This is a genomic window from Bradyrhizobium sp. MI1.7, from assembly GCF_055811795.1.
Genome location: NZ_JBVVPO010000062.1, coordinates 34671 through 50026, shown reverse-complemented (window position 1 = coordinate 50026; position 15356 = coordinate 34671). Strand labels below are relative to the sequence as shown.

General features: G+C 63.9%; 16 protein-coding genes. 6 read left to right on the top strand and 10 right to left on the bottom strand.

The annotated features are described in order from the left end of the window. Positions 1-147: 147 nt before the first annotated feature. The 7 genes from AC0L3X_RS36765 to AC0L3X_RS36735 form a co-directional block, all read right to left on the bottom strand. Positions 148-1413, bottom strand: coding sequence for a CpaE/TadZ family protein (locus tag AC0L3X_RS36765; protein WP_063980969.1), 1266 nt, complete (start codon positions 1411-1413; stop codon positions 148-150). Continuing rightward, a complete protein-coding gene (locus tag AC0L3X_RS36760) occupies positions 1410-2144 on the bottom strand; it encodes a CpaD family pilus assembly protein (RefSeq protein ID WP_063980970.1) in 735 nt (244 codons plus the stop codon). Before AC0L3X_RS36760 ends, AC0L3X_RS36765 begins: the two co-directional genes overlap by 4 nt. A 20-nt stretch (positions 2145-2164) precedes the next feature. Then, complete coding sequence (locus AC0L3X_RS36755) at positions 2165-3640, bottom strand: type II and III secretion system protein family protein (RefSeq protein WP_063986077.1); 1476 nt, start codon at positions 3638-3640, stop codon at positions 2165-2167. Between the two features lie 11 nt (positions 3641-3651). Beyond that, a complete protein-coding gene (gene cpaB / locus AC0L3X_RS36750; RefSeq protein ID WP_063980971.1) occupies positions 3652-4446 on the bottom strand; it encodes a Flp pilus assembly protein CpaB in 795 nt (264 codons plus the stop codon). Positions 4447-4572: 126 nt separating this feature from the next. Then, positions 4573-5097, bottom strand: a complete 525-nt coding sequence (locus AC0L3X_RS36745; protein ID WP_014498226.1) for an A24 family peptidase — start codon at positions 5095-5097, stop codon at positions 4573-4575. Between the two features lie 123 nt (positions 5098-5220). Beyond that, positions 5221-5382, bottom strand: coding sequence for a hypothetical protein (locus AC0L3X_RS36740; protein WP_354124360.1), 162 nt, complete (start codon positions 5380-5382; stop codon positions 5221-5223). A 55-nt stretch (positions 5383-5437) separates the two neighbouring features. After that, positions 5438-5602 (bottom strand): Flp family type IVb pilin, encoded by a 165-nt coding sequence (locus AC0L3X_RS36735; RefSeq protein ID WP_014498224.1) that lies wholly within the window; start codon positions 5600-5602, stop codon positions 5438-5440. Positions 5603-5871: 269 nt separating this feature from the next. Between AC0L3X_RS36735 and AC0L3X_RS36730 the strand changes: the two genes are divergently transcribed. Together AC0L3X_RS36730 and AC0L3X_RS36725 are read left to right on the top strand one after the other, a co-directional pair. After that, the gene (locus AC0L3X_RS36730) at positions 5872-6699 is read left to right on the top strand and encodes a sterol desaturase family protein (protein WP_063980972.1); all 828 of its coding nucleotides are present in this window, start codon (positions 5872-5874) and stop codon (positions 6697-6699) included. Between the two features lie 157 nt (positions 6700-6856). After that, on the top strand, positions 6857-7354 hold the full coding sequence (locus AC0L3X_RS36725) for a pilus assembly protein N-terminal domain-containing protein (RefSeq protein ID WP_063980973.1): 498 nt from the start codon (positions 6857-6859) through the stop codon (positions 7352-7354). A gap of 188 nt (positions 7355-7542) precedes the next feature. Here the strand turns inward: AC0L3X_RS36725 and AC0L3X_RS36720 are convergent, their stop codons facing one another. The 3 genes from AC0L3X_RS36720 to AC0L3X_RS36710 all read right to left on the bottom strand — a co-directional run bounded on the left by AC0L3X_RS36720 (position 7543) and on the right by AC0L3X_RS36710 (position 9905). Continuing rightward, positions 7543-7755 carry a cold-shock protein gene (locus tag AC0L3X_RS36720; protein WP_028148374.1) on the bottom strand — a complete coding sequence of 71 codons (213 nt, stop codon included), beginning with the start codon at positions 7753-7755 and terminating at the stop codon, positions 7543-7545. A 267-nt stretch (positions 7756-8022) separates the two neighbouring features. After that, on the bottom strand, positions 8023-8310 hold the full coding sequence (gene infA / locus AC0L3X_RS36715; RefSeq protein ID WP_008131890.1) for a translation initiation factor IF-1: 288 nt from the start codon (positions 8308-8310) through the stop codon (positions 8023-8025). 23 nt (positions 8311-8333) lie between these two features. Further along, complete coding sequence (locus AC0L3X_RS36710) at positions 8334-9905, bottom strand: DEAD/DEAH box helicase (protein WP_063980974.1); 1572 nt, start codon at positions 9903-9905, stop codon at positions 8334-8336. A 507-nt stretch (positions 9906-10412) separates the two neighbouring features. On the opposite strand from AC0L3X_RS36710, the gene urtA reads away from it, so the two are divergent. From urtA to urtD, 4 genes are all read left to right on the top strand, one after another. After that, positions 10413-11735 carry an urea ABC transporter substrate-binding protein gene (gene urtA / locus AC0L3X_RS36705; protein WP_354132145.1) on the top strand — a complete coding sequence of 441 codons (1323 nt, stop codon included), beginning with the start codon at positions 10413-10415 and terminating at the stop codon, positions 11733-11735. 82 nt (positions 11736-11817) lie between these two features. After that, positions 11818-13425 carry an urea ABC transporter permease subunit UrtB gene (gene urtB, locus AC0L3X_RS36700; protein ID WP_063980976.1) on the top strand — a complete coding sequence of 536 codons (1608 nt, stop codon included), beginning with the start codon at positions 11818-11820 and terminating at the stop codon, positions 13423-13425. Beyond that, on the top strand, positions 13422-14588 hold the full coding sequence (gene urtC, locus AC0L3X_RS36695; protein ID WP_063980977.1) for an urea ABC transporter permease subunit UrtC: 1167 nt from the start codon (positions 13422-13424) through the stop codon (positions 14586-14588). Before urtB ends, urtC begins: the two co-directional genes overlap by 4 nt. 5 nt (positions 14589-14593) lie before the next feature. Next, on the top strand, positions 14594-15355 hold the full coding sequence (urtD, locus tag AC0L3X_RS36690; protein ID WP_014498216.1) for an urea ABC transporter ATP-binding protein UrtD: 762 nt from the start codon (positions 14594-14596) through the stop codon (positions 15353-15355). The last annotated feature ends 1 nt before the right edge of the window (position 15356 follow it).

Below are 15356 nucleotides of genomic sequence, written 5' to 3'. Positions count from 1 at the left end.
GGCGACGGCCGGCGGGGGCGGCGCGCGCGACACCGCGGGCGCCGGAGCCTGGGCAGGCTCTGGCGACACGGCGCCGGGCTTGGGAGCCCGAGTATCGGTGTCTGTTCCGCTACGCTTACCGAACACTTAACAACTCCATGCGGCGGCTTATTTTCCCCGCAACTTGTCAATCAGGGGTGAAAGCAAGGAAGACTTTTGCTTCTTCGTCTCGCTGCGGCCGGTCAGGCGCTGGGCGATTTGAAGGAACATTTCGATCGACTTGTGGTTGGCGGAGATCTCCGCGATCATCTGGCCGTTGTTGGCGGCCGAGCCGAAGATCTGCGGTTCGAACGGGATCGAGACGACCGGCTGGCTCTCGATCGCCTTGGCGAACTCGGCGGCGGCAATTTCGGGCCGTTTCGGGACGCCGACCTGGTTCAGGCAGTAGAGCGGAGGCCGATCGTTGGGCCGCGAGGCCTTCAGCAGATCGAACAGGTTCTTGGTGTTGCGCAGATTGGCGAGATCAGGCGCTGCCACAATCAGGATGTCGTCCGCCCCGATCAGGGCGCGCTTGGTCCAGCCCGACCATTGATGCGGAACGTCGAGCACGATGCACGGCATGGTGGAGCGCAGCGTGTCGAACACGGCATCGAAGGCGTCGGTGCCGAAATCATAGACCCGGTCGAGCGTCGCCGGCGCCGCCAGCAGGCTGAGATGGTCGGTGCATTTCGACAGCAGGCGGTCGATGAAGGCGGTGTCGACGCGATCCGGCGAGAACACGGCATCCGCAATACCTTGCGGCGGGTCCTGGTTGTAGTCGAGCCCGGCGGTGCCGAAGGCGAGGTCGAGATCGGCGACGACCGAGTCCATTGCGAGGTCGCGCGCGATCGCCCACGCGACGTTGTGGGAGATGGTGGACGCGCCGACGCCGCCCTTGGCGCCGACCACGGCAATGATGCGGCCGACCGCCTTGGCTTCGGGCGCCGAGAACAGGTTGCAGATCGAGCGCACGACGTCGATCGCGCCGACCGGCGCGAGCACGTAGTCGCTGACGCCGCGGCGCACCAGCTCGCGGTAGAGCGTGACGTCGTTGATGCGGCCGATCACGACCACGCGGGTGCCGGCGTCGCAGACCGTGGCGAGATGGTCGAGGCCGGTCAGAAGATCGTTGCGGCCGTCGCTCTCGAGCACGATCACGTTCGGCGTCGGCGCCGAGCGGTAGGCTTCGATCGCGGCCGCCATGCCGCCCATCTGGATCTTCAGATGGGCCTTGCCGAGACGACGGTCTTCGCCGGCCGACTGCACCGCGGCAGCGGTCTCGACGGTCTCGCAGAAAGCCTGGACCGACACGCGCGGTGAGGGAGCAATATGCTCCTCGACCGGCGTCGGCGCCTCGGACTGCTCTTGTTGAGTCTGGCGAGCGTAGCTGATCATTTGCCGGTGTCGCTGAGTTTGGCCTTTTCGGCCTCAGGATAGGTGGTCGCCGTCGTCGTTCCCTTGCGATACTTCTCGAAGGCCGTGGTGCGACGCGCCGTATAGGACGGCGTTTCAGGCCGCGGCTGCTCGAGGTCCGACGGATTGTCGATCATCGCCGCCATGTTGCGCTGATAGGCGCAGCCGTAATTGTAATAGTCCTTGTTCTCGAACCAGCTCTTGTTCTTCATCGAGGGGCCGATGTCGTCCGGCCACAGGCCACAGGGACCGGCGATCGCGGCGATCTTGGAATAGGTGAGCCGGATCGGCGGCAGGAAGCGCCTGTCTTCCGGCTGGTAGGGGCGAATGTTGACGCCCCGCGGCGGAACGCCCGCGCCCGCCAGCATCGCCTGGATCTCGCGCATCGTGTCCGCGACCGGACGCGCGTTGGGCGTACCGGACGGCACGTCGATGCGGATGGCGCCGGTGCCTTCGTGCAGCCAGGCCGAGGCGACGCCCATCACGTCGGCGCGCTGGGCGGCGGTCAATCCGCCGCGGGCGTGGCCGACGAAGACGACGATCGAGCGGTTCTGCTCCTCGATCGCGATCGGATGGCGCTGCTTGTAATCGTCGGGGATGGAGGCCGTGACCGCTTCGTTGTGCTGGCAGCCGCCGAGGGCGAGCGCCAAGCCGACGAGCGCGCCACCGAAACGGATGGCGCGTTTGCGAATCTGGGGTGGTGCTGTGATCATCGTGAAATCCCCGTTCCGCCTCAGTCGGTAATGAAGCCGTAGGTGCCGCGGTAGTTCTTGGCCGGTTCGGTCCGGCCGGGCACGCCGTAGATGCGGTTGATATTGCCGAGCAGCTCGGCCTGCGGGTCTGCAGGCGCGGCGAAGCCGTCATCCGGCCGCGACAGGTCCTTTGGCGACGCGGCGCGAACGACATAAGGTGTCACGATCACCACCAGCTCGGTCGCGTTGTTGACGAAGTCACGGCTGCGGAACAGCGTACCGAGGATCGGGAGCTGCATCAGTCCCGGCAACCCGCTGACCGCCTGCTTGGTCTGCTGCTGGATCAGGCCGGCCATGGCCATCGCGCCGCCGGAGGGAATTTCGAGCGAGGTTTCGGCGCGGCGGGTCTTGATCGAGGGCACCGTCAGCGAGTTCACCGAGTTCGAGGTCACAGCCTGCGACAGCGTGATCGAATTTTCGTTCGACAGTTCCGAGACCTCGGTCATCACGCGCAGGCTGATCTTGCCCTCGCTCAGCACGATGGGGGTGAAGTTGAGCGAGATACCGAACTTCTTGAAGCTGATCTGGGTGGTACAGACATGCGTGGTGGGATCGCACGCATAGCCCGCCGGTACCGGGAATTCGCCGCCGGCGATGAAGGTCGCGGACTCACCGGAGATCGCGGTCAGGTTCGGCTCGGCCAGCGTCCGGATCACGCCGGCGCTCTCCATCGCGCGCAGGGTCGCCTGCACCGACGGCGTCGCGCCGAACTTCGTGGTCAGGGCGTTGCCGTCCACCAGGTTCTTGCCAAGAGCCGTGAAGGGGTTGGAGTTGGTGAAGCTCACCACCGAGGTGCCGTAGTTCAGGTTCGCCGTGAGATCGATGCCAAGCTGCTTGATGATGGTGCGCGCGACTTCGGCGACGGTCACCTTCAGCATGACCTGGTCGCGGCCGCGGACCACGATCGAGTTCACCACCTTTTCGGCACCGCCGGCGAGGCGCGCGGCGAGATCATTGGCCTGCTGCGCTTCCAGCGGGTTCGCCGCCGAGCCTGTCAGGACGACACCGTCGCCGAGGCCGTCGATCTGGATGTCGGAATTGGGCAGGACCTGCTTGAGCGCTGCGCGCAGGCCGTTGAGGTCGCGCTTGACCGCGATGTCATAGGCCGCGATCTGCTGGCCGGCGGAATCGAAGAACACAATGTTGGTCTGGCCGACCGAGGCGCCGATGATGTAGGCGCGCTGCGACGAGCGGACCACCGCATTGGCGATCTTGGGATCGGCGACGAGCACGTCCTTGATGTCGCGCGGCAGGTCGATCACGATCGACTTGCCGACGCCGAGCGAGAGGAAGCGTGCGTTCATCTGACCGTCGGCCGCGACCTGCGCCACGGGGCGGTAGTCGGCGGCGATCGCCGGGGTGAGCACCGGGTTGAGCGTCAGCGCGAAGGCGGCCGAAAACGACAGGGCGCGGACCATTGAGGTTCGCATCGTCGCCAAATCTGCCCTGCATTTCATATCGACAGTCCTCATCGTGCCTTCGCCGTCGCGCTTGGGATGCCGTAGCGAATGATCGAAACGCCATCGCGCTTCGCGGAATCATCGAGCGTGATCTCGCTCATCTTGACGTCGGCGATGCTGCGCAGCGCGAGCGACAGCGTGCCGCTCTGCCGGGCCGCGGAGAGCGTCGCCGTCTGCGCGGGATTGAGCTCGAGCGTGACGGTCTTGCCCACCACGGCGTTCTGGCCGTCCTTTTCCTTCGGCGCCTGGTCGATGGCCAGCACGCGGACGTTGGCCAGGATGATCTCGGACGTGACGATGTCCTGGGCGCCGGCGCCCTGGTCGGCGTTCTTGAGGCGGCGCGTCAGAAGCACGTCGACGCGGTCGTTGGGCAGGATGAAGCCGCCCGCGCCGGTCTCCGGCGAGATCTCGGTCGAGATCGCGCGCATGCCGGTCGGCAGGATCGCCGCCATGAAGCCGGAGCCTTCGGCCCTGACCAGCTTCTGGTCGCGGATCGGCTCACCCTGGATGAAGGGCGCGCGGGCGATCGAGCCGATGACCTGGGTTGCGCCCTCGGGGCGCTCGTTGCGGCGGATGAAGGTGGAGCTCGCGGTCGCAGCCGGCCAAGTCTGCCATTGCACGTCTTCCGGCTTCACGGTCTGGCCGAGGCCGATGTCGTTCTTGGCGACCAGGACGTCGACGGTCGGAAGCTGTGCGACCGGAGCCGCCGGTGGCGGCGCAGAGTCCGAGCCGCTCGCCAGGTACGCGGCGACACCGCCGGCGCAGATGGCGACCGTCAGGACGACAATGCGTGCCCTATTCATACGCTTCACTTTCCACAAAACGCCGCGACGCAGCCGCCGCCGTAATCGGCAGTTGACCAGCTATTCGTCAAAGCATGGTTAATGAGGCGTATCTAAATCGGCTTAACGCCGGCTTACCCGGTGGGTTCAGCGCAGTGCGAGGTGAGCGAGGTCGATCGCCTTCACCCATTCGGTCTCCGGATAGACCATCAGCGCGCCGAGCGTGAGCGCGATGCCGTAAGGAATGCCGCTCTCCTTGTCGTGCAGCCGCGCCAGCCAGGCCTGGCCCGCCAGCCCGTAAGGCAATGGCCATTGCCGGAACTGGAGCAGGAGCAGCGTCAGCGCTCCGCCGAACAGCGAGGCGTAGAGCAGGAAATCCATCAATTGCGCGAAGCCGAACCAGAGCGCGACCGAAGCCGCGACCTTGGCGTCGCCGCCGCCCATCCAGCCCATCGCAAAGCAGCCGAAGGCCACGACGAGGAGCAGTGCGCCGGCGCCGACATGGCTCAGCATCTCGTAAGGTGCCATGCCACCAGCGAACGCGAGCACGAAGAAGCCCGCGATCAGCGCCAGCGACACGCGGTTCGAGATGGTCATCGTGAAGAGATCGCTCGCGGCGGCGAAGGCCATCAGGGCCGGGAAGAGCAGAAGGCGCGCAAGGTCGAGGATCATGGGCGGCGTCTTGAGCTTGGGTTCATCGCGGGATCGGGGTGTCGCCGCATGCTAGCCGGCAGTGCTAAACAAACCGACAACGGCGGCAGCGGCGCTGCGAGCAGGGACCTGCCGGAGGCGCACTCACCAGATGCTGGCAATGCGCGCGGCGAGGACGGCCGTCGCGAGCAGCAGCGCAAGGCAAACCCAGTACGCTGGCGAAGAGGTCTCGGCCGCCTCCGCCTCGCTCGCCGCAACCGCGGCTTTCGTTCTGTACTCGCGCAACGCCACTGGAACTCGCCGCATTCAGAAAAACAAAGGCCCCGGAAGTCCGGGGCTTTTGCCGTCGTTGGTCGGTCGCTTACTTCAGCGAGGAGCTGATCGAGCCGAACTTGGTGTTCAGCGAGCTGCCGAGGTTGTTGACGACGGTGATGATGGCCAGTGCGATGCCGGCGGCAATCAGGCCGTATTCGATGGCGGTGGCGCCGGATTCATCCTTCGCGAAACGCGCAATCAGGTTCTTCATGAACTAAACTCCGTCTGGGGTGTGATCGCCTCGTTCGGCGCTGTGCTTGACGCGATAAACATGAGATCCGAGCTCTTTCGGTAGAGTTAATTCGATCGGGCAAACCCGCTTCCAGCCCGATGCTTTTGCCCAGAGTGAATTTGGCCTTAAGGATGCAATCGAAATTCTTCCTGTTCCAAATGCGCCCCAAGCGCGCCGTGGACTTCACCCTCCCTTAAATTTCGGGGAGTAGGCCTAAGCGGGATCAGAAGTTTGGAAGAGAGGCGACGATGTCGAGCCTGCCCATGCAAGTCGCCTTGATGCTCGGCGAGACCATCCAGAAGATGGTCCCCGTCACCTTCGTGCTCGCGGCGGTCTTCACCGTGCTCGAGCATTTCTGGGCCTGCAATCCCGGCGCGCCGTGGTGGCGCAAGCGCGAGATCCTCACCGACATCTGCTACTGGTTCTTCGTTCCGGTGTTCGCCCGCACCATGCGGATCGGACTCCTGATCGTCGGTGCCGGCGCCATCTTCAACATCCACGACGCCGACGACCTGATTGCCTTCTACGACAATGGCCATGGCCCGCTGGCGCAGTTGCCGCTGTGGGTACAGGCCATACTGTTCCTGGTGCTGTCTGACTTCATGCTGTACTGGCTGCACCGGCTGTTCCACGACGGCGGATTCTGGAAGTACCACGCCATCCATCATTCGTCGGAGGAGATCGGGTGGATTTCCGCAGCCCGCTTCCATCCCGTCAATCTCATGCTCGGGACGATCGGCGTCGACGTCGTGCTGCTGATGGCCGGCATCTCCCCGAACGTCATGATCTGGCTCGGTCCGTTCACTACCTTCCATTCGGCGTTCGTGCACGCCAACCTGAACTGGACCTTCGGGCCGTTCAAATATGTGCTGGCGACGCCGGTGTTCCACCGCTGGCACCACACCGCGCTCGAAGAGGGCGGTGACACCAATTTTGCCGGGACGTTTCCGATCTGGGACGTGCTGTTCGGCACCTTCCGCATGCCGGAGGGGAAACTGCCGCAGGACTACGGCAAGGACGAAGCGACCATGCCGAAGGAGATCGGGGGCCAGCTCGCCTATCCGTTCCGCCAGTAAGGGATCTTCCGAGGCAGCAAAGCGCCAGTCCGTTCAAACAATAGTCGGCGAGTTTGCGGAACGTTCACGAATTAAGGGCAGGTTAGCCGGGTCGGGCACCGGCTCCGCTGTGTATCGAATCGCTTCTGCCGGTTTGTGACGTCCCGGGGGTAAGAGTATGCGTAAAGAGTTGCTGCGCCGTCATGCGCGCGTTTGTCTTCTGGTTGCGGCTGCGGTGCTGGCATCGCCGGCCGCCAGCCTTGCCGAGGCGACCGCCGACACCATCGCCGTCAATGTCGACCAGGCCAAGCTGGTCCGGCTGCCCGGCAAGGTGGCGACCATCGTGGTCGGCAATCCCCTGATCGCCGACGTCACGCTCCAGCCCGGCGGCATGATCGTCGTGACCGGGAAGGGCTATGGTGCCACCAATTTCATCGCACTTGATCGGGGCGGTGAGATCCTGGTCGACCGTCAGATCCAGGTCGAAGGTCCGAGCGACCGGCTCGTCACCGTCTATCGCGGGGTCGAGCGCGAGTCCTACAGCTGCATGCCGCTGTGCCAGCGCCGCGTGACGCTCGGCGACAGCGACAACTATTTCAACAACACGATGAGCCAGGCCGGTTCGTTGAGCAACAACGCCAGCGGCAATGCCGGCGCGGCCGCCAAAACGAACTAGCAAGACGAGCTCGCAAGACGAACTGGCAAGACCGACGCGTTGTCCAGCGTCCACGACAGCGCGGATGCGGCCGGTACGATCTGCTGAGTCCATCCGCTCTTTCGGACATAAAAAAAAGGCCGTGCGTTGCGCACGGCCTTTTCCTTTTGCTTGCTCGCTAGAGCCGTCCGGGCCAACGGCCCGTGGGCTCAACCGGCGGCGCGGAGGTTGTCCGCTGCCGACTTGCCGGAACGACGGTCGGCCACGATCTCGTAAGAGACCTTCTGACCTTCACGCAGCGTGCCGAGACCGGCGCGCTCGACGGCGCTGATGTGTACGAAGACGTCCTGGCCGCCATCGTCGGGCTGGATGAAGCCAAAGCCCTTGGTCGCGTTAAACCACTTCACGGTTCCCATGCTCACGGGGTAGTTCCTTCTCAGATGTGCAGTGTCGAAGCCTACTTTCGCAGGCGGGTTAGATCGAGTTTCTGGAAGGGTCGTCAGCGTGTCTGAACCGGCTGTACCGGTGGATGCCAATGTCGTCCGGCCGAAAATCGATGAGTGATTTTATTGGAATTAAGGCACCAAAACAATCCTGACGTGCACGATTTTTTGATCCGCCGCGATCGACACGGCGGATCAGCATACAGGTCAGAATTTTACTTTCGCAGCCGAGATGCCGGAAGCGGATCAACGGCGGCGGAACTGGCCACCGCGCTGTCCGGGACGGGGAGGCCCGCCCACGCCACTCGGACGTTCGTCCTTGTGGCGGAAAATCAGCCGGCCCTTCTCGAGGTCGTAGGGCGACATTTCCACGGTCACGCGGTCACCCGCCAGCGTCTTGATGCGGTTCTTCTTCATCTTGCCGGCGGTGTAGGCGACGATCTCGTGCCCGGCGTCGAGCTGCACGCGGTAGCGCGCGTCGGGGAGGATTTCGGTGACCAGTCCTTCGAACTGGATCAGCTCTTCCTTAGCCATGAATTTCTCCAGGTCGTGGACGGCTAGTGCGAATAGGGTTTGCGGGTCGGTTGGCCCATCGGCCGACTCTCGCGGCGTAAAAAGGCCACGCCTTGTATCCCATCGGGCTTGCCGGCGCTATGCGCGGAACGCTGTTCCGGGCGCTCGGTTGGGGAAGAATGCGTCTTACCACCGGACCGTTGGCGGCGAGACCCCTTCGAGACCTTCTGGCTACCACCGGGACGTCCGTCAACATGCCTTCCGTCACCGTGCCGACCTTCGCCGGGCCTTCCGTCGCCATGCTTGGCGGCGCTATGGTGGCGTCCGTCGGCATGCCTTTCGTCGGTGCGTCGTCCGTCAGTGTGACGTCCCTCACCATGCCTTGCGCCTTGCGGACGCTGGCCCGGGCGGCCCGGCCGGCCCTGTCGTTGCTGCGGCGGGGGCGGACCCGCATCGCGGCGCCCGGCATCGGTGCGGTGATCCTCACGCGATAGCGTTACCTTGATCAGCCGCTCGATGTCGCGGAGATAGCTGAGTTCCTCGCCGCCGGCGACCAGCGAGATCGCGGTGCCGTCGGCGCCGGCGCGCGCGGTGCGGCCGATGCGGTGCACATAGGTCTCCGGCACGTTCGGCAGGTCGAAATTGATGACGTGGCTGATGCCGTCGACATCGATACCGCGGGCGGCGATGTCGGTGGCGACCAGGGTGCGGATCTCGCCCGAACGGAACTGGGCGAGCGTCCGCTCGCGATGGTTCTGCGACTTGTTGCCATGGATGGCGCTGGCGGCGATGCCAGCCTTCTCAAGCGTCTTCACGACCTTGTCGGCACCATGCTTGGTGCGGGTGAAGACCAGCGCGCGATTGACCGGCTCGTCCTTCAGGAGCTTGGTCAGGAAGGCGGGCTTGGCGGAGAAATCGACCTGGATGATGCGCTGGTTGATCCGCTCGGCGGTCGAGGACACCGGGGTGACCGCAACGCGGGCGGGGTCCCGCAGCATCGCGTCGGCGAGCTCGGCTATATCCTTCGGCATGGTGGCCGAGAAGAACAGCGTCTGCCGCTTGATCGGCAGCTTGGCGACGATTTTACGGATGTCGTTGATGAAGCCCATGTCGAGCATGCGGTCGGCCTCGTCGAGCACGAGGAATTCGACGCTTCCAAGCTTCAGCCCGTTGCTCTGTACGAGGTCGAGCAGCCGGCCGGGGGTCGCCACCAAGACCTCGAGGCCAGGCATCAGCGCGCGAACCTGGCGGCCCATCGGCACGCCGCCGATGGCGAGCGTCGAGGACAGCCGGATGTGGCGGCCGTAGGCGTTGAAACTGTCGAGGATCTGGCCGGACAGCTCGCGGGTGGGCGAGAGCACCAGCACGCGGCAGGTCTTCGGCTGCGGCTTGATGCGGTTCTCGAGCAGGCGGTGCAGGATCGGCAGCGCGAAGGACGCGGTCTTGCCGGTGCCGGTCTGGGCGATGCCGACGACGTCGCGGCCGGTCAGTGCCGTGGGAATCGTCTGGGCCTGGATGGGGGTGGGGGTGACGTAATTCTCTTCGGCGAGAGCACGCGCGATGGGTTCGGCAAGGCCGAAGTCCTGAAAGGAAGTCAAAAGATGGGTTCTTTCCATGTCGAAAGCGAGCGCCCGGCGCAATCAGCGGGGCACGCGCAATAAGGGTGTCGAATGGACACCTGCGTGTTTGGGGTGTCGGATGGCTTGATGGGATGGGGCAAGCCAGAGGCCCGGAAAGGGCTTAAGAACACGCGGCTCGCTACGACCCCTTGATTCGCAAGAGGTCTCGAACCTCCATATGGAACATTCAGGGGGCGGTTTCAAGGCAACGCGGCCTCAAACCGTGATTGCAGTGCAGAAATAGTTATGCCGGAAATTTAGACAGGGTTATTGTTTTGCTTAAAAAATAACCTGTCTGCCGCATTGGCATACATTTTATTCGCCCAAGATTTGGGCAATCGGACTGCGGCGAAAGTTGGATTGCAGCGAAATTATATAATCTGACCAATAGGTTGGCATGTGCCCAGCCCATGGCATGGTTCTTGCGATTCCATTAATCGCAGGCGGCCGTGGGGCCGTTTCGCAGCGTCTTTTTCACGTCTGCGTCAGGGAGATGATACATCCATGTTTAACAAATCCACTCACGATATAGCGGCGTCATTTAGCCGCCGTGGCGTTCTCGCCGCGACCGCCGGACTGATGATGGGTCTGGCTTCATTGACTGGCGCCAAGGCCGCGGACGACACCATCAAGGTCGGCGTCCTTCATTCTCTCTCCGGCACCATGGCCATCAGCGAAACCACGCTGAAGGACACCATCCTCTTCCTCATCGACGAGCAGAACAAGAAGGGCGGCGTCAACGGCAAGAAGCTCGAAGCCGTCGTGGTCGATCCTGCCTCGAACTGGCCGCTGTTCGCTGAAAAGGCGCGCGAGCTGATCACCAAGGACAAGGTCGCGGTCGTGTTCGGCTGCTGGACCTCGGTGTCGCGCAAGTCCGTGCTCCCGGTCTTCAAGGAGCTGAACAGCATCCTGTTCTACCCCGTGCAGTACGAGGGCGAGGAGAGCGAGCGCAACGTGTTCTACACGGGTGCTGCGCCGAACCAGCAGGCGATCCCCGCCGTCGACTATCTGATGAAGGACGAGAAGGTGAAGCGCTGGGTGCTCGCGGGCACCGACTACGTCTATCCGCGCACCACCAACAAGATCCTGGAGGCCTACCTGAAGTCGAAGGGTGTCGCCCAGGAAGACATCATGATCAACTACACGCCGTTCGGTCATTCCGACTGGCAGACGATCGTGGCCGACATCAAGAAGTTCGGCTCGGCCGGCAAGAAGACCGCGGTGGTTTCGACCATCAACGGCGACGCCAACGTTCCCTTCTACAAGGAGCTCGGCAACCAGGGCATCAAGGCCAAGGACATCCCGGTGGTCGCGTTCTCGGTGGGTGAGGAAGAGCTCGCCGGCATCGACACCAAGCCGCTGCTCGGTCATCTCGCCGCCTGGAACTACTTCCAGTCGATCAAGTCGCCCGAGAACGAGAAGTTCATCAAGGCCTGGCAGACCTACACCAAGAACCCGAAGCGCGTGACCAACGATCCGATGGAAGCGCACGTCATCGGTTTCGACATGTGGGTCAAGGCGGTCGAGAAGGTGAAGTCGACCGATCCGGACAAGGTGATCGACGCGCTGCCCGGCATCGAAGCCAAGAACCTGACCGGCGGCACCTCCAAGATGCTTCCGAACCATCACATCACCAAGCCGGTGTTCATTGGCGAAATCAAAGCCAACGGCCAGTTCGACGTGGTGTGGAAGACCCCGGGTCTTGTCGCAGGCGACGCCTGGTCGAAGGAGCTCGATGGCTCCAAGGACCTGGTCGGCGACTGGGTCGGCAAGAAGTGCGGCAACTTCAACACCAAGACCAACAAGTGCCTCGGCTCGGGCTCCTGATCCCGATCTGTCGGTTCATTGCACGACGGGAGGAGGCGGCTATTCCGCCGCCTTCTCCCCACTTCTGCCGGGGTGATTCAAAGTGCCAACCAATTTGTCCGCTCGTCTCTGTACCTTCGTCCTCTCGTTGTTCCTGATCGCGTTCGCACTGCCGGCCTTTGCCGGTCCGTTCGAGGATGCGGTCGCCAAATTCGCCAATGACGATTTCTCCGACACCGATGAGGCGATCGGCGTGGTCGCGAGCAGCGGCAACAAGCTGGCTTTCCCCATCATCAGCGCGCTCCAGGACGGTCGCCTCATGGCCGACCCTGATAGCAAGAAGGTTTACGTCACCGGTGCCGACGGCAAGTCGATCGATGCTGCGACCGGCGAGCCCGTCGCCAGCGTTCCCGACAGCGCCAGCGCTGTGCGCCTCAACAACCGCCTGCGCCGCAGCGTCGACGCTGCGATCGGCAGCCTGACGCTCCAGTCGCCGGATGTCGGAACGCGCCTCCAGGCGGCGCAATCCGTCTTCAAGTCGCACGAGGAGACCGCGCTCGAGCCGGTCGATGCCGCGCTCGCCAAGGAAACCAGCAAATCGGTCAAGGCCGCACTCGGCGATGCCCGCGCCGCGATCCTGCTGTTCAAGTCCGATGCCACCGAGGTCGAGAAGCTCGAGGCGGTCGCGACCCTCAAGGCGCGCGGCGACCAGGAGGCGATGGCGCTGCTGACAGGCATGGGCGATCAGCCGGCCTCGGTGACCAAGGCCGCTGCGAGCGCAATCAGCTCGATCCAGTCTTCGCTCGCGGTCTGGTCCACGGTGCAGAATGCCTGGTACGGCCTCTCACTCGGTTCGGTGCTGCTGCTCGCCGCGATCGGCCTCGCCATCACCTTCGGCGTGATGGGCGTCATCAACATGGCGCATGGCGAGATGGTGATGATCGGCGCCTACACCACCTTCGTGGTGCAGGAGGTGATCCGCACCCGCTATCCCAGCCTGTTCGACTATTCCTTGCTGATCGCCGTGCCGCTCGCCTTCCTCGTCGCCGGCGGCATCGGCGTGCTGATCGAGCGCAGCATCATCCGTTTCCTCTATGGCCGTCCGCTGGAGACGCTGCTGGCAACCTGGGGCCTGTCGCTGGTGCTGCAGCAGGCGGTGCGCACCATGTTCGGCCCGACCAACCGCGAGGTCGGCAATCCCTCCTGGATGAGCGGCGCGTTCGAGCTCGGCCAGATCACCATCACCTACAACCGGCTCTGGATCCTCGTCTTCACGCTCGCGGTGTTCGCGATCCTGCTCGCGATGCTGCGCTACACCGCGCTCGGCCTCGAGATGCGCGCGGTGACGCAGAACCGCCGCATGGCGGCCTCGATGGGCATCGCCACCTCGCGCGTCGACGCGCTGACCTTCGGTCTCGGCTCCGGTATTGCCGGCATCGCAGGCGTAGCGCTGTCGCAGATCGACAATGTCAGCCCCAATCTCGGCCAGAGCTACATCATCGACAGCTTCATGGTCGTGGTGTTCGGCGGCGTCGGCAATCTCTGGGGCACGCTGGTCGGCGCCTTCACACTCGGCATCGCCAACAAGTTCCTGGAGCCGGTCGCCGGCGCCGTGCTCGGCAAGATCGCGATCCTCGTTCTCATCATCCTGTTCATTCAAAAGCGGCCGCGCGGCCTGTTCGCGCTCAAGGGCCGTGCGGTGGAAGCATGACCCCTCACATGCTGACCCGATCGCTGGACCGCGGCGCGACGATCTTTCTCGCCATCGTCGCGGTCTGCGGCATCCTCATCCCGCTCTCAAACCTGCTGCTGCCCGCGGGCTCGTTCCTGCAGGTGCCGACCTATCTGGTCGCGCTCTGGGGCAAATATGTCTGCTACGCGATCCTCGCGCTTTCGATCGATCTGATCTGGGGCTATTGCGGCATCCTCTCGCTCGGCCACGGCGCCTTCTTCGCGCTCGGCGGCTACGCGATGGGCATGTACCTGATGCGGCAGATCGGCACCCGCGGCGTCTACGGCAACCCGATCCTGCCCGACTTCATGGTGTTCCTGAACTATTCGAAGCTGCCCTGGTACTGGTACGGCTTCGACATGTTCTGGTTTGCGGCGCTGATGGTGCTGTTCGTGCCGGGCCTGCTCGCCTTCTGCTTCGGCTGGCTCGCCTTCCGCTCCCGCGTCACCGGCGTGTACCTGTCGATCATCACGCAGGCGATGACCTATGCGCTGCTGCTTGCCTTCTTCCGCAATGATTTCGGCTTCGGCGGCAACAACGGCCTGACCGACTTCAAGGACATCCTCGGCTTCAACGTCCAGGCCGAGGGCACCCGTGCCGCGCTGTTTGCGCTGAGCTGCCTGGCGCTCATCCTGAGCTTCCTGATCTGCCGCTCCGTCGTGTCCTCCAAGCTCGGCAAGGTTCTGATCGCAATTCGCGACGCGGAATCGCGCAGCCGGTTCCTCGGGTACCGCGTCGAATCCTACAAGCTGTTCGTGTTCACGTTGTCGGCCTGCATGGCCGGCGTTGCCGGTGCGCTCTACGTGCCCCAGGTCGGCATCATCAACCCGAGCGAATTCGCACCCGGCAATTCGATCGAGGCGGTGATCTGGGTTGCGGTCGGCGGGCGCGGTACGCTGATCGGCGCGGCACTCGGCGCCGTCGTCGTTAACTATGCAAAAACGTTCTTCACCTCGGGCATGCTCGCGCCCTACTGGCTGTTCATGCTGGGCGCGCTGTTCATCCTGGTGACGCTGCTGCTGCCGAAGGGCATCGTCGGCACCTTCAATGCCTGGTGGGAGTCGTCCAAAGAAAAACGCACCGCAGCCAGCGCGAGCGCCGCGGCCGAAGATGGCGTCACCGAACCCAAGATGGCGGAGTAGGCGCAATGAACGTGATGGATACACGCGCGACCTCCGCGATGCTCTATCTCGACGGCGTGCACGTCTCGTTCGACGGCTTCCACGCCATCAACAATCTGTCGCTGACGCTCGCGCCCGGCGAGATGCGCGCCATCATCGGCCCGAACGGTGCCGGCAAGACCACGATGATGGACATCATCACCGGCAAGACCAAGCCCGACGAGGGCACGGTGCTGTTCGACGGCGTCACCGATTTGACGCGTCTGGACGAGACCCGCATCGCCGAGCTCGGCATCGGCCGCAAATTCCAGAAGCCGACCGTGTTCGAGAGCCAGACCGTGCAGGACAACCTCCTGCTCGCGCTCAATGTCGACCACAGCGTCAAGGGCACGCTGTTCTGGCGCGGCAGCAGGGCGGAGTCCGAGCGCATCGACAAGGTGCTGGAGACGATCCGCCTCACCGATGCCCGCAACCGGCTCGCCGGCAGCCTCAGCCACGGTCAGAAGCAGTGGCTCGAGATCGGCATGCTGCTGGCGCAGGATCCGAAGCTGCTGCTCGTCGACGAGCCCGTCGCGGGCATGACTGACGTCGAGACCCATCTCACCGCCGAGCTGCTGAAAGAAATCAACAAGACCCACACCGTGATGGTCGTCGAGCACGACATGACGTTCGTGCGCGAGCTCGGCGTCAAGGTCACCTGCCTGCATGAAGGCACCGTGCTTGCGGAAGGAACCATCGACCAGGTCTCGTCCAACGAGCGGGTCATCGAAGTCTATCTGGGGCGCTGAG